Here is a 14320-nt window from a genome sequence, read left to right as displayed (position 1 = left end):
GCCCAGCTCGCGCATGAGGCGTTCGACGGATGTGTATAAGAGACAGGTCGTCGTACGTGCGGGGGCGCGGGCTCAGCGGCGGGGTGCGGCGTCCGGCGGTGGGCACGGCGCCCGGCGGTGCGGTGGGGTGCGGTGCGGTGCCGGCTCAGCGTCCGGCGGCGGCGGGAGGAGCGGGCTCCGCGTGGGTGCGGCCCAAGAAGCGCTGGAGCGCGGCGTTCTCGATCTGGAAGACCTCGACTCCGCCGGTCGAGTGCAGCTCCAGCACCAACTGCGCCCGTCCGGCGGGCCAGAGGCGCACCTCGCCGCTCTCGACCGGCGCGTTCATGCCGTCCTCCAGCAGTTCGCGGCGGAGCGCCCAGTCGGTGCCGCCGTCGAAGACGAGGTGGACGGTGCCGGGATCGCCGTCGGCGTCGTAGCGCAGGTCGACCGGGACCGGGCGGGTGAGCGGGCCGTCGGTGATGAGACGGGCCCGGGTGTGTTCTTCGATCACGGGGGACATCGGCCGACTCCTCCTGTTATTAACGCTTTGAAATCTAATGTCCCATATCTCACGACGCGTGTGCCGCGCGTAAATGTGGGGAATATGCTCTTGCATATCATTCGCAAGAAAACCCTATGATTGGCGGGTTCACGGCCCGCCCGGGTAGCTGACCCTGGTCGCAGCCTTGCCCTCGCCGACCCCGCAGAAGCGGAGCCTCCCCCATGCATGTACCCGACGGTTTCATCAACGCACCTGTCTCCGTGGCCACCGGAGTCGTCGCCGCGGGCGCCGTCGCGGTCAGCCTGCGCGGCGCCCGCCGTGAACTGGGCGAGCGCACCGCCCCGCTCGCCGGTCTGATGGCCGCCTTCATCTTCGCCGTGCAGATGCTGAACTTCCCGGTCGCCGCCGGCACCAGCGGGCATCTCCTCGGCGGGGCGCTGGCCGCGATACTCGTCGGGCCCTACACCGGGGTCCTCTGCGTCACCGTGGTGCTCCTCATGCAGGGCATCCTCTTCGCGGACGGCGGCCTCACCGCCCTCGGCGTCAACATCACCGACATGGGCGTCGTCACCACCGTCGTCGCGTACGTGGTCTTCCGCCTGCTGATGCGGGCCCTGCCGCGCCGCCGGTCCACCGTCACGGTCGCCTCCTTCGTCGCCGCGCTGGTCTCCGTACCCGCCGCCGCCGTCGCCTTCACGCTCATCTACTGGATCGGCGGCACCACCGACATCCCCATCGGCGAGGTCTTCAAGGCGATGGTCGGGATCCACGTCCTCATCGGCATCGGTGAAGCCGTCATCACCGCCGCCACGGTCGGCGCCGTCATCGCGGTCCGCCCCGACCTGGTGCACGGTGCCAAGGGCTTCGCCGCGCCGCTCAAGCTCCGCGTGGGCGGGCAGCTGATCGACGCGGCCCCCGCCGCCCCCGCCGCGAAGCCCACCGTCGGCGTCGCGACCCGCTCCACGCGCGGTCTGCTGGCCGCCGGCCTGCTCACCGCCCTCGTGCTGGCCGGCTTCGTCTCGTACTACGCCTCCTCCAGCCCCGACGGCCTGGAGAAGGTCGCCACCGACAAGGGCATCGACCGGAACGTCGAGGAGCACGCCTCCGCCGACTCCCCGCTCGCCGACTACGGCGTCAAGGACGTGGACGACGCCCGCCTCTCCGGCGGACTCGCCGGGGTCATCGGCGTCGGCGTCACCGTCGTCGTGGGCGGCGCGGTGTTCTGGGTGATCCGCCGCCGCCGGGACGACGGTACCGACGTGGCCGCCGCGGAGGCGGACGCGTCGCTCGCCGAGAAGGTCTGAGCCGCCTCCATGGGTGCCGGCCACGCGCACCGTCTCTACCGGCACGGGCACTCGCCCGTCCACCGGCTCCCCCCGCACTGCAAACTCGCCGCGGTCTTCTGCTTCGTCCTCGTCGTGGTCTCCACCCCACGCGAGGCGGTGTGGGCGTTCGCGCTGTACGCGGTGCTGCTCGCCGCCGTCGCCGCGGTGGCCCGGATCCCCGCCGGGTACCTGCTGAAGCGGCTGGTCGTCGAGGTCCCGTTCGTCGCGTTCGCGCTGCTCATGCCGTTCTTCGTGCCGGGGGAGCGGACCGAGTTCCTCGGCCTCCACCTGAGCGTGGCCGGACTCTGGGGTGCCTGGAACGTCCTCGCCAAGGGCACCCTCGGCGTCGCCGCCTCGGTCATCCTCGCCTCCACCACCGAACTCCGCGCCCTGCTGCTGGGCCTCCAGCGGCTCAGGCTGCCGCCGCTCCTCGTCCAGATCGCGTCCTTCATGATCCGGTACGGGGACGTCGTCACCGACGAGATGCGCCGGATGTCCGTCGCCCGCCGCTCCCGTGGCTTCGAGGCGCGCGGAATACGTCAGTGGGGCGTCCTCGCCAAGTCGGCCGGCGCCCTCTTCATCCGCTCCTACGAACGCGGCGAGCGGGTCCACCTGGCCATGGTCAGCCGGGGGTACGCGGGCACCATGCCCGTCATCGACGAGGTGACGGCCTCCCGCACCCAGTGGGCGTACGCGGCGGCGCTCCCGCTGGGTGCCCTCGTCGTCTGCGCCCTCGGCTGGGCCCTGTGACGGGCCCGCGTCCCGGGGCGTCGCGCGGGCGCCCCGCACCTCCACCCTCCTGCCGCACGTCTGCTGGGATGAGCACATGAACAGCCCGACCCCCACCGATCCGCCCCTCACCCCCGTGCCGCCGTCCCTGGAGGTCAGCGGCCTCGCCTACGCCTACCCGGACGGGCACCAGGCGCTCTTCGGCGTGGACCTGACCGTCGGCAGGGGCGAGCGCGTCGCGCTGCTCGGCCCCAACGGCGCCGGGAAGACCACCCTCGTCCTGCACCTCAACGGCATCCTCGACGCGGGCGCCGGAACCGTCCGGGTCGCCGGACTCCCGGTCGAGAAGCGGAACCTCGCGGAGATCCGCCGCCGCGTCGGCATCGTCTTCCAGGACCCCGACGACCAGCTGTTCATGCCCACCGTCCGCGAGGACGTCGCCTTCGGCCCCGCCGCCTCCGGGCTGCGCGGCGCCGAACTGGAGGCGCGGGTCACCGCCGCCCTCACGCAGGTCGGCATGGCCGAGTACGCCGACCGCCCGCCGCACCACCTCTCCTTCGGACAGCGCCGCCGGGTGGCCGTCGCCACCGTCCTCGCCATGGAGCCCGAGATCCTCGTCCTCGACGAGCCGTCCTCCAACCTGGACCCGGCCTCCCGCCGCGAACTCGCCGACATCCTCCGCTCCCTGGACGTCACCGTCCTGATGGTCACCCACGACCTCCCGTACGCCCTGGAGCTGTGCGCCCGCGCCGTCGTCCTCAGCGACGGGGTCATCGCCGCCGACGGACGTACGCAGGACCTCCTCCTCGACGAGGAACTCATGCGCGCGCACCGGCTGGAGCTGCCCTTCGGCTTCGACCCGGGTTCCGTGACCGTCGGGACCTGAACCGAGTTGTCCCCCGGCGTCACGGGGTCGGGCACGTGCTCGCGGCGTTGCCGGAGCGCCCTGGCAGCTCCGCCGCAAGGGCGCTCCGGCGCCTCGCGATCGCACGCATCCGACCCCGCGCGTCCACCCGAGGGACAACTCCGCCCAGGCCCTGACAGCAGGTGACCCGCCCCCCATCGGACCCACGCGGCCGTGCAGGATGGGGGGATGAGCGGGAGCGCGGAAACAGACGTGGACGTACGGGGCACGGTGGCCCCCGGATTCGAAGCGGTTCGGGACGCCTTCGTACGGAACTTCGAACAGCGCGGTGAACGCGGCGCGGCCGTCGCCGTCTACCGCGACGGGCGCAAGGTCGTGGACCTCTGGGCCGGTACGAGAGACGTGGACGGCACCGAACCCTGGGCGGTCGACACCGTCCAGATCGTCCGCTCGGCGGGCAAGGGCATCGCCGCCGCCGTCCCCCTGATGCTCCACCAGCGCGGCCAGGTGGACCTGGACGCCCCGGTGGGTACGTACTGGCCCGAGTTCAAGGCCAACGGCAAGGAACGCGTCCTCGTGCGCGAACTTCTCGCCCACCGCGCCGGCGTGCCCGCACTGGACCGCCCGCTCACCCCCGCCGAGGCCGCCGACGGCCACACCGGCCCGGCCGCCGTCGCCGCCCAGCGGCCCCAGTGGGAACCCGGCACCGACCACGGCTACCACCCCCAGACCTACAGCTGGCTCGTCGGCGAACTCGTCCGCCGGGCCACCGGCCGGACCATCGGCCGCTGGATCGCCGAGGAGATCGCACGCCCCCTCGGCCTCGACTTCTGGTTCGGGCTCCCCGCCGACGAAGCCCACCGCATCGGCCGGATCGGCCCCGTCGAACCACCCGCGACCGGCGACCCCGGTGCCCTGCGGATGCGACCCAAGCGCGCCGTCACCGAGGCGTACGCCGACCCGCACTCGCTCACCCGCCGGGCCTTCGGCGCGATCCACCCCGACCCGGACGAGAACGACCCCGCCTACCGCACCGCTGAACTCCCCGCCTCCAACGGCACCGCCACCGCCCGCGCGCTGGCCCGCTGCTACGCCGCGATGATCGGCGACGTCGACGGCCACCGCCTCTTCGCCCCGGCCACCCTCACCCTGGCCCGCACCGAGGAGTCCAACGGCCCCGACCGGGTCCTCGTCGTCAACACCCGCTTCGGACTCGGCTACATGCTGCACGGCCCCGCCGCCCCGCTGCTCGGCCCCGGCTCCTTCGGCCATCCCGGACGCGGCGGCTCCCTCGGCTTCGCCGACCCCGAGTCCCGCATCGCCCTCGGCTACGTCACCAACGGCCTCCAGAAGGGAGTCACCGCCGACCCGCGCGCCCAGGCCCTGATCCGGGCTCTGCGCTCGGCGCTCTGAGGCGGGTCAGCCGGTCCGCACGGCTTTCATGTCAGGACAACCGGGTTGGTGATCGCCGCCATCTGCCGGTCCGGGTGGCGCACTTCGGCGCGGACGAACCCCGACTCCCCAGCGCTGGTCCGCCACTCGACCTCGCCGGAGCCCTCCGGCGCCAGCCGGACGTGGTGGACCACGCCCCGTTCGGTGTGGAAGGAGACGGTCGCGGACGGGGCGCCCCGCACCCGTGCCCGTACGACGGCCTCCCGTCCACGGGTGTCGAGGCACCCGCCCACCTCCGCCGTCTCCGCACCTGCCGTAGCGGTGAACGACACGTCCACGGCGGCCGATCCGGCGATCCAGCTCCGCCCCGCGCGGAGGGCGGCGAGCACGGCGGGCGTGGTCAGCTCCTCCGCGAGCACCACGGTGTGCGGGACGCCGAGTTGCCCCGCCAGATGGGTGTCGCTGTTACCCACGGCCGGCCGCCACCGGCTCCGGTGGACCTCGGCGGCCAGGCCGCGCCCCCACTCGGCGAGCGCCGCCTCGTTGTCCGCGTTCCACGGAAGGTCCGACGCCCAGAGGCCGTTCCACACCTCGACCGCGTCGAAGCCCTCGTACGCGTGGGTGAAGGTGCCGGTCGGATACGGTGCGTGCGGATGCGCGGCCACGCAGATCCCGCCCGCCCGGTGAACCTGGGCCAAACGGGATCCGATCTGCCCTTCCCGTACCCCGTACTCCCAGTCGACGACCTCTCCCGGCCCGATGCCGAGCGCGAGCCAGTGCCCGGTCGCCGTGGTCACCTCCGCGCCCAGGATCACCAGCAGGCCGTCACCAGACTGCTCGGCCCATCCTCCGTGCGCGGCAGCGGTGTTGTGGTCGGTGGTCGCGACGAAGTCGAGACCCGCCGCCCGCGCGGCGGCCGCCAGCTCCGCCGGGGTCAGCTCCCCGTCCGAGTACACCGAGTGCACATGACAGTCACCTCGGTACCAGCCGCCCATGACGCCTCCGTCCGGTGCGCCTCCGCGTGCGCACGGCCCGAGTCTCGTCCAACCCCGACTCAGGTGGGCGCGGTTCCGTGCAACACCCGTGGCCACACCCGCCCCACCGCAGTACGGTCGCCCCATGACGACACCCACCTCCCTCGCGCGTTTCGACGGCCACACCGTCCTCATCACCGGAGCGGGCCAAGGCGTCGGTGCCGCCACCGCCCGCAGGCTCGCCGCCGAAGGCGCCTCGGTACTCGTCACCGACCTGGACCCCGACCGGGCCGTCGCCACCGCGGCGCGGATACGGGACGAGGGGTGGGCGGCCGACTCCCTCGCCTGCGACGTCGGCGACCGGACAGCCGTGGAGGCGGCGGTGGCGTACGCGGTCACCGCCTTCGGCCGACTCGACGTCCTCGTGAACAACGCCTACGCGGCCGGGCCGGACGCCCCGCTCTTCGAGGACGAGGACGACGAGGAGTGGCAGCGCCGCCTCGACATCACCCTCGGCGGCGCCTTCCGCTGCTCCCGCGCCGCCCTCCCGCACCTCGCCGCCTCCGGCCGGGGCGCGATCGTCAACATCGGCTCGGTCAACGGCGAACAGGACTTCGGCGGCCACGCGTACAGCGCCGCGAAGGCGGGCCTGGCCAGCCTGACCCGCACCCTCGCCGGCCACGCCGGACCGCGCGGGGTGCGCGTCAACCTCATCGCCCCTGGCACCCTGCGCACCGACGCCTGGGCGGGCCGCGAGGCCGACCTGGACCGGGCCGCCGACCTCTACCCGCTCGGCCGCATCGGCGAACCGGACGACATCGCCGCCGCCGTCGCCTTCCTCGCCTCCCGCGACGCGTCCTGGATCACCGGCACCACCCTCCGGGTGGACGGCGGGCTGCTCGCCGTCCACACCGGTTTCAAGCGGGCGGTGAGGGAGGAGTGAACGGGCACCCGGGTCTCAACCCGCGTGCAGCATCAGCCCGATGCCGACCACCATCAGCCCGGCCGCCGCGATCCTCGGGGCGCCGAACCGCTCCTTGAAGAGCAGGGCGCCCAGCGCCGCGCCCACGATGATCGAGGACTCGCGCAGCGCCGCGACCGGGGCGAGCGCCGCGCGGGTCTGGGCCCACAGAACCAGCCCGTACGCGAGCACCGAGAGTGCCGCCCCGCCCAGCCCCCGGAGTGCCAACGGGCGGAGTTGGTGGACCAGTTCACCGCGCCGGAGGTAGAGGGCGTACGCCGGTACGGCGAGGCCCTGCGCGATCATCAGCCAGGCGATGTACCCCAGCGAACTCCCCGACGCACGTACCCCGACGCCGTCCACCGTGGTGTACCCGGCGATCGCGAGCCCCGTCCCGAGCGCCGCCACCAGGGCCGGCCAGTCCGGGCGGCGGCCGGAGCCCCGGATGCCCCAGAGGGCGAGGCCCACCAGGCCCGCCGAGGCCACCGCCACCCCCGCCGCGGCCCAGGCGCCCGGCCGCTCGCCGACGAAGACGGCCGCCAAGAGGGTCACCACGAGCGGGGCCGTACCCCGGGCGATCGGATACATCTGGCCGAAGTCGCCCAGGGTGAACGACCGCATCAACAACAGCATGTACGCGATGTGCAGCAGCGCCGAGACGCCCAGGTACGGCCACGCCGCCGCGTCCGGGAACGGCAGGAACGGAGCGGCGACCGCGCTGATCAGCAGCCCGCCGCCGGAGATCAGCGTGAAGGACAGGAGCTGGTCCTTGAGGGCGTGGGCAAGGGCGTTCCATCCGGCGTGGGTGAAGGCCGCCAGCAGCACCGCACCCGCGACCAGTGGGGTCACGCGGTCCGCTCGCGCACGTCCACCACCGTGCCGCCCGCGTGGGCGATCAGACTCTTCGGATCGAGCGGGAAGACCGTGTGCGGAGTCCCTGCCGCGGCCCATACGACCGGGTGGTCGAGCAGCCCCTGATCGGCCAGCACCCGGGGCTTCGTGACGTGCCCGAAGGGCGGTACGCCCCCGATCGCGTACCCGGTCGCCTCGCGGACCACGTCCGCCCCCGCGCGCTTCACCTTCGCCGCGCCCAGCACCTCACGCACCCGCTCGACGTCCACCCGGGAAGCTCCGTCCATCAGGACCACCACGGGGTCGCCGTCGGCCACGAAGACGAGGGACTTGGTGATCTCGGCCTGGCCGCAGCCGATCGCGGCGGCGGCCTCGGCGGCGGTCCGCGTGGCGTCGGGGAAGCGGCGTACCTCGACCTGGAGCCCCAACTCCGCCAGCGCGGCGGCGAATCGCGGGTGCGCCTCGGCGTGCGCGGCGGGAGCGGTGGGCTGCGGGGACTCGGCGTCGGGGCCGGTGGCGGAAGCGCTCATGATCCGCAGGCTACTCGCGCGAACGGGACGTGCGCAGCACGGTACGGGCGTTCGGGACACGCCCCGCATGCGGCGGTGCGCCGGTCCACGACCTGGACCGGCGCACCTGCAACCGTCATAGCGGCATTGCGGCTTTACCCCGCGCCCAGTACCGCCGCGACGACCGGACCGGCCGCGTCGCCGCCGTGACCGCCGGACTGGACCACCCCGGCCGCCGCCAAGTCGTCGCTGAATCCGGCGAACCAGCTGTTGGACTTGCCCTGCCCGTCGACTTCCGCCGAGCCGGTCTTCGCGCCCTTGTAGCCGCCCACCGGGGCCATGGCCGCCGTCGCGGTGCCGCGTGAGCTGGTCGCGGTGAAGTTCATCATCTCCCGCAGCTGCTCGGCGACGCCGCCGGGCAGCTGCTGGGCGGTCGCGAACGGCCGGTCGTCCAGGTCACGGGCGACGATGTAGGGCTGCCTGAACGCGCCGTCCTTCGCGGTCGCGGTGACCGACGCCATGTTCAGGGGGCTCATGAGGACCTTGCCCTGGCCGATGTACGAGGCCGCGGTCTCGGCCCCGGACGACTCGGGGATGCTTCCGTCGAAGGACTTGATACCGATCTTCCAGTTGTCCTGGCCCAGGCCGAAGTAGTCGCGGGCCTCCTGGCCGAGTGCCGTGTCGGCCAGGTTCTTGTCGTCCAGCGGTTTGACCGCCTTGATGAAGGCGGTGTTGCACGACTGGGCGAAGGCATTCCGCAGTGTGCCGCTCGGGATGGAGAAGTCTTTGAGGTTGTGGAAGGTCACTCCGTACCACGGGACGGTCGACGGACACTCCACGGGGGAGTCGATGCTTCCCACACCGTTCTGGATGATCATCGCCGCCGTGATGATCTTCATTGTGGAGCCGGGTGCGAGGCTGCCCTGCGTGGCCGCGTTGAAGCCGTCGGCCCGGTTGTTGGCGATGGCCCGTATCGCGCCGGTCGACGGCTGGACCGCCGCTACGGAGGACTCGCCGAACTGCTTCACTGCCTTCTCGGCAGCCGCCTGCACGTTCGCGTCGATGGTCGTCTGCACCTTGCCGGGCTTGCCCTTGGCGAGGGTCAGCAGGGTGATGGCGGGGGTGTTCTCGTCACTGCTCTCGATCGACGTCTCGATGCCGGCGCTGCCGCCCGCCTGCGCTCCGTACCGCTCGCGCAGCTCACCGATGACCGGGCCGAGGGACGGGTACTCCTCCTTGGTCAGCACCTTGCCGTTGCGGTCCACCATCTCTATCTCCGGATCGGAGGACTCACCGGTGACGATGGTGGCACCCTTGGTCAACTGCGGGTGCACGACCGTGGGTTGCCAGTCGACGAGCGGCTTGCCGGTGGTCAGCCCGCGTACCACGGTCAACGTGGAGGAGTAGGAGAGAGGCTGGCTCTTCCCCTCGAACGAGACGGTCCCCTTCACCGTGTACGGCACCGTCGCCCCGGCCGCCGCGCCCGGGGTGATCACGACGTTCTCGATGTGCGCCTCGGTGGAGTACCCGGTCAGTACGGGCTCCGCGTCCACCGGATTGTTCGTCAGCTGCGAGGCGGCGGGCCCGTTTCCGGACGACCAGGCGGCGAAGAACGCCTTCGACGTCGCGGCGATCTCCTTCGTGTCCGGTGGCCCGGTCCTCACCTCGGCGGGCGCGTCGGCCGAGGTGATGCCCCCGCTCCCGTCCTCGAACAGCACGGTGTACGCGCCATAGCTCAGCCCCCCGGCCACCAGCACGAACGCCCCGCCGGCAATGGCGACTTTGGCTCCGCCTCGCATGGTTGTGGTCCTTCCCCCGTGATCTTTCTTGAACGTGTTCAAGAACCTGTCTGCGCGGATGACTGTACGGGACACGCGTGGTGCGGGTGAAGGTTGTTACCAGACCGGGACGATGGCGGGGATCGGCGATGGGGGAGCGCTCTCCCGATGGATGGCCGGTTCTCGTCGGTGCGTGGTGCGTGGTGCGGGTCGGAGTGGCGCCGCCCCGCCCGGAGGGGCGCTCACGCAACGTTCACCCGTCCGTCAGCCGCCCATTGTGGTCATGGGCCTGTCAGTTCGGTGGAATCGGGCCATGGGAGACCACGGGCACCATCATGCGCACGGGCACGACCATCATGGACACCACGACGGGCACCACGGGCGGGGCTCCGGCGAACAGGCCCCCGCACCGGGCCGCAGGACCGTGCTCGGCGCCGCCGCCGGAGCGATGCTCTTCATGGCGGCGGCGCCCGGCACCGCCCGGGCCGCGGCCACGGGCACCGCGGCCGGCAGCGGTTCGGCCGCCCTGGCCGCGGGCGGCGCGGACCGGGCTTCGCTGATCACGCGGGGGACGACCCTCGTCCACGCGGACCTGCACAACCACACCGCGATGTCGGACGGCGACGGGGACCCCGCGAACGCCTTCTCCTCGATGCGCAGCGCGGGCCTCGACGTGGCGGCACTCACCGACCACAGTGGCGTGTTCACCATCGGGGGTCTCAGCTCCGCCGAGTGGAAGCGTACGGCCCAGCTGGCGGACGCGGCGAACGTCCCCGGCGTGTACACCGCGATTCGCGGCTTCGAGTGGACCCACGCGCTGCTCGGCCACGCGAACGTGTGGTTCTCCGACTCCTACGTCGACATGGCGCTCGCTCCGGGCATGAACGCCTTCTTCGACTGGCTGGACGACAAGGACGCGGTGGCCGGATTCAACCACCCCGGCCGTGAGGTGCTCCGCTTCGACGAGTTCGGCCACAACGCGGCCGTTCACGACCGCATGGTCAGCCTGGAGATGTTCAACCGGACCGACGACTTCCTCTTCGAGGGCTGGTCGTCCGGCAAGAGCTCGCCCCTGGTCGCCTGCCTGAACGCCGGCTGGCGCACCGGCCTGACCGGCGTGACCGACGAGCACGGCACGGACTGGGGCTTCCCGGAGGGCAAGGGCCGCAGCGGCCTCTGGGTCACCGAGAACACCAGGGCGGGAGTCCTCGAAGCGATGCGGGCGCGGCGCTTCTTCGCGACCCGGGTCTCCGGCCTGCGCCTCGACGCCACCGCCGCCGGTGTCCGGATGGGTGGCCGACTGTCCCTCGCCTCGGGGGACGTACGCTTCCAGGTCGACCTCGACCGGGGCCCCGAATGGGTCGGCAAGCAGCTGGACATCCAGGTCTTGCGACCCGGCACCGCCGCCCCCGAGGTCGTGGACGTCATCACGACGACAGCCGGCCGCGTCACGGAGTTCACGGTCCCGCTGGACACCGCGGACGGCGACTGGGTGGTCCTGCGCGTCGCCGACCCGACCCGGGCCAACGACACGCCGGGCCCGGCCGGACACGCCTGCAACGACTGGGGCGTCGCGTACAGCAGCCCGTGGTGGCTGCAGGGCTGACGCCCGCGCACGAGCGCCCCGCGGTCGGGAGGGCCCGATCACCGACCGGGCCCTCCCGCGCACGTTCGCGGCGGCTACACCCAGCTGTCCAGCCACATCCGGTTCCGCCACGCGTCCTCCGGGATCGGCGTCCCGGTGTACAGCGGCCAGAAATAGATGAAGTTCCACAGGATCAGCAGCACCAGCAGTCCCGCCGCCACCGCGCCGATCGCGCGGCGGCGTTCGCCGGTGGGGTCGGAATCGGAAGGGGACAGACCCAGTTCGGCGCGGGTACCGGCGCCCGCGGCGGGGCCGATCATCGCGCCGATCATCATCGTCACGGCGAGACAGAGGAACGGCACGAAGACGACCGCGTAGAAGAAGAAGATCGTGCGTTCCTGGTAGAAGAACCACGGCACCCACCCGGCCGCGACCCCGCAGGCGATGGCACCGGCCCGCCAGTCGCGGCGGAAGAGCCAGCGCCAGAGCACGTAGACCAGGGCGAAGCAGGCCGCCCACCAGAGCAGCGGGGTGCCGAGGGCGAGGACCTCGCGGGCGCACTTGCCGGTCGCCGAGTCGGTACAGCCGGGCTCCTCGTAGAAGTACGAGACCGGGCGGCCCAGGACGATCCAGCTCCAGGGGTTCGACTGGTACGTGTGCCCGGAGGTCAGGCCGACGTGGAAGTCGTAGACCTGCCGTTCGTAGTGCCAGAGGCTGCGCAGCCAGTCGGGGAGCCAGGTCCAGCCGCCGCTGCGGCCCTCCGCCGTGTCCGCCCACTGGCGGTCGTACCCCTTGTCGGTGATCAGCCAGCCCGTCCAGGAGACGAGGTACGTGGCGAGGGCGACCGGGACCGTGGAGACGAAGGCGGGCACCAGGTCGCGGCGCAGGACCGCGGCGTACGGGCGGACCGCTCCGGCGGTGCGCCGGGCACCCACGTCCCAGAGGACCGACATCACGGCGAACGCGGCCAGGATGTAGAGGCCGTTCCACTTGGTGCCGAAGGCGAGGCCCAGCATCAGCCCGGCCGCGAGCCGCCAGGGCCGCCACCCCAGGCGGAGCGTCTGTGCGATCCGGGTGTCCGGGCGGAGCACCCCCTCCTCGTCGACGGGGAGGGCCTCGGCGAGTTTGCGGCGGGCCCAGTCGCGGTCGTTGACCAGGCAGCCGAAGGCCGCGACCACGAAGAACATCAGCACCAGGTCGAGCAGGGCGGTGCGGCTCATCACGAAGTGCAGCCCGTCCACCGCCAGCAGTCCGCCCGCCAGACAGCCGAGGAACGTCGAGCGGAACATCCGGCGTCCGATACGGCACAGCAGCAGCACCGAGAGGGTACCGAGCACGGCCACCATGAACCGCCAGCCGAACGGCGTGAAGCCGAACATCTGCTCGCCGAGCCCGATGACCCACTTCCCGACCGGCGGGTGCACCACGTATCCGGGGTCGACGGGGACCTTCACCCGGGACGGGTCGTTCAGGATGACCTTGTCGATGTCCTTGGGCCAGGCGCCCTCGTACCCCTGCTTGATCAGGGCCCAGGCGTCCTTGGCGTAGTACGTCTCGTCGAATATCACCGCGTCGGGCTGCCCCAGCCGCCAGAAGCGCAGCACCCCGGCGACCAGCGTCACCAGCAGCGGGCCGCCCCATCCCGACCACCGCTCCAGCCGGGCCGCGAGGGCCGGCGGCACGCCGAGGACCCCCCAGGTGCGGGGGCTCGGCCGGTTGTAGGGAGGAATGAGGCGCTCGCGCAGCCCGATGTCCTTCCGGGGCACGTGGCCGAAGCGGTGCAGCCGCCGCTCCCAGGGGGAAGGCTGCTCGCCGGAGAGTTCGTCCCCGGCGTCGTGGCCCTGCCGGGCGTCGGGCGCAGTACTCGTCACCGCGCCATCGTAGGGAAAACAGCTGTGCGACGGGGGCCGCCGGGGCTGGGAGGATGGATCCCGTGACTGAAACGCCTGGAACGACCGGACCGCAGGGAACACCGACGACCGGAAAGCCGACGACCGGAACGCTGGTTCTCGCGGGGACCCCCATCGGCGACGTGGCGGACGCCCCGCCGCGTCTCGCCACCGAGCTGGAGACGGCCGACGTCGTGGCGGCCGAGGACACCCGGCGACTGCGCCGCCTGACCCAGGCGCTCGGCATCCACACCACGGGACGGGTCGTCTCGTACTTCGAGGGGAACGAGTCAGCCCGCACCCCGGAGCTGGTCGACGCGCTGACCGGCGGCGCGCGGGTGCTGCTGGTCACCGACGCGGGGATGCCGTCCGTCTCCGACCCCGGCTACCGCCTGGTCGCCGCCGCCGTCGAGAAGGACATCAAGGTCACCGCCGTGCCCGGCCCCTCGGCGGTCCTCACCGCGCTGGCGCTGTCCGGACTGCCGGTCGACCGGTTCTGCTTCGAGGGCTTCCTGCCCCGCAAGGCGGGCGAACGCCTCGGCCGGCTTCGCGAGGTCGGCGACGAGCGCCGCACCATGGTCTTCTTCGAGGCCCCGCACCGCCTGGACGACACCCTCGCCGCGATGGCCGAGGTCTTCGGCGCGGACCGCCGGGCCGCCGTCTGCCGCGAGCTGACGAAGACGTACGAAGAGGTGAAGCGCGGCCCGCTCGGAGAGCTGGCGGAATGGGCGGCCGAGGGTGTGCGCGGCGAGATCACCGTCGTCGTGGAGGGCGCCGGCGACAGCGGCGCCGAGGAGCTGGACGCGGCCGAGCTGGTGCGCCGGGTGCAGGTCCGCGAGGAGGCGGGGGAGCGCCGCAAGGAGGCCATCGCCGCCGTCGCGGCGGACGCCGGGCTGCCCAAGCGCGAGGTGTTCGACGCGGTGGTCGCCGCGAAGAACGCGGCGCGCACACCGGGCGCCTGAGCGGCCCTTGGGGTCGTA

At 72.5% G+C, this 14320-nt stretch carries 13 protein-coding genes; 7 read left to right on the top strand and 6 right to left on the bottom strand.

Annotation, left to right across the window (positions count from 1 at the left end):
* Positions 1-145 precede the first annotated feature (145 nt).
* The gene (locus ACFWEP_RS01370; RefSeq protein ID WP_387363667.1) at positions 146-499 is read right to left on the bottom strand and encodes an SsgA family sporulation/cell division regulator; all 354 of its coding nucleotides are present in this window, start codon (positions 497-499) and stop codon (positions 146-148) included.
* A 203-nt stretch (positions 500-702) separates the two neighbouring features.
* Here ACFWEP_RS01370 and ACFWEP_RS01365 point away from each other — a divergent pair, with 203 nt between their 5' ends.
* The 4 genes from ACFWEP_RS01365 (at position 703) to ACFWEP_RS01350 (ending at position 4813) form a co-directional block, all read left to right on the top strand.
* Positions 703-1785: an energy-coupling factor ABC transporter permease gene (locus ACFWEP_RS01365; protein WP_387363664.1), complete on the top strand. Its 1083-nt coding sequence runs from the start codon at positions 703-705 to the stop codon at positions 1783-1785.
* 9 nt (positions 1786-1794) lie between these two features.
* Entirely contained in the window at positions 1795-2556 is a 762-nt protein-coding gene (gene cbiQ, locus ACFWEP_RS01360) for a cobalt ECF transporter T component CbiQ (RefSeq protein ID WP_387363661.1), read from the top strand.
* A 76-nt stretch (positions 2557-2632) separates the two neighbouring features.
* Positions 2633-3421 (top strand): energy-coupling factor ABC transporter ATP-binding protein, encoded by a 789-nt coding sequence (locus ACFWEP_RS01355; RefSeq protein ID WP_387363658.1) that lies wholly within the window; start codon positions 2633-2635, stop codon positions 3419-3421.
* Positions 3422-3652: 231 nt separating this feature from the next.
* Positions 3653-4813 (top strand): serine hydrolase domain-containing protein, encoded by a 1161-nt coding sequence (locus tag ACFWEP_RS01350; RefSeq protein ID WP_387363679.1) that lies wholly within the window; start codon positions 3653-3655, stop codon positions 4811-4813.
* 26 nt (positions 4814-4839) lie between these two features.
* On the opposite strand, the gene ACFWEP_RS01345 is transcribed toward ACFWEP_RS01350, so the two are convergent.
* Positions 4840-5787, bottom strand: a complete 948-nt coding sequence (locus ACFWEP_RS01345; RefSeq protein WP_387363655.1) for a CehA/McbA family metallohydrolase — start codon at positions 5785-5787, stop codon at positions 4840-4842.
* Between the two features lie 124 nt (positions 5788-5911).
* Here ACFWEP_RS01345 and ACFWEP_RS01340 point away from each other — a divergent pair, with 124 nt between their 5' ends.
* Entirely contained in the window at positions 5912-6709 is a 798-nt protein-coding gene (locus ACFWEP_RS01340; protein WP_387363652.1) for an SDR family NAD(P)-dependent oxidoreductase, read from the top strand.
* A 15-nt stretch (positions 6710-6724) separates the two neighbouring features.
* Here ACFWEP_RS01340 and ACFWEP_RS01335 read toward each other — a convergent pair whose 3' ends face one another.
* The 3 genes from ACFWEP_RS01335 to ACFWEP_RS01325 form a co-directional block, all read right to left on the bottom strand.
* Positions 6725-7576 (bottom strand): EamA family transporter, encoded by an 852-nt coding sequence (locus ACFWEP_RS01335; protein WP_387363649.1) that lies wholly within the window; start codon positions 7574-7576, stop codon positions 6725-6727.
* Positions 7573-8109, bottom strand: coding sequence for a YbaK/EbsC family protein (locus ACFWEP_RS01330; protein WP_387363646.1), 537 nt, complete (start codon positions 8107-8109; stop codon positions 7573-7575). The genes ACFWEP_RS01335 and ACFWEP_RS01330 overlap by 4 nt, the downstream gene beginning before the upstream one ends.
* Positions 8110-8243: 134 nt before the next feature.
* Positions 8244-9887 (bottom strand): penicillin-binding transpeptidase domain-containing protein, encoded by a 1644-nt coding sequence (locus ACFWEP_RS01325; RefSeq protein ID WP_387363643.1) that lies wholly within the window; start codon positions 9885-9887, stop codon positions 8244-8246.
* A 292-nt stretch (positions 9888-10179) separates the two neighbouring features.
* On the opposite strand from ACFWEP_RS01325, the gene ACFWEP_RS01320 reads away from it, so the two are divergent.
* The gene (locus ACFWEP_RS01320) at positions 10180-11472 is read left to right on the top strand and encodes a CehA/McbA family metallohydrolase (protein ID WP_387363640.1); all 1293 of its coding nucleotides are present in this window, start codon (positions 10180-10182) and stop codon (positions 11470-11472) included.
* 74 nt (positions 11473-11546) lie between these two features.
* Here the strand turns inward: ACFWEP_RS01320 and ACFWEP_RS01315 are convergent, their stop codons facing one another.
* Complete coding sequence (locus tag ACFWEP_RS01315; protein WP_387363637.1) at positions 11547-13322, bottom strand: dolichyl-phosphate-mannose--protein mannosyltransferase; 1776 nt, start codon at positions 13320-13322, stop codon at positions 11547-11549.
* Between the two features lie 62 nt (positions 13323-13384).
* Between ACFWEP_RS01315 and rsmI the strand changes: the two genes are divergently transcribed.
* Positions 13385-14302, top strand: a complete 918-nt coding sequence (gene rsmI, locus ACFWEP_RS01310; RefSeq protein WP_387363634.1) for a 16S rRNA (cytidine(1402)-2'-O)-methyltransferase — start codon at positions 13385-13387, stop codon at positions 14300-14302.
* The last annotated feature ends 18 nt before the right edge of the window (positions 14303-14320 follow it).

The organism is Streptomyces sp. NPDC060198 (assembly GCF_042728415.1).
Lineage (GTDB): Bacteria > Actinomycetota > Actinomycetes > Streptomycetales > Streptomycetaceae > Streptomyces.
This window is presented reverse-complemented; position numbering and strand designations above follow the sequence as displayed.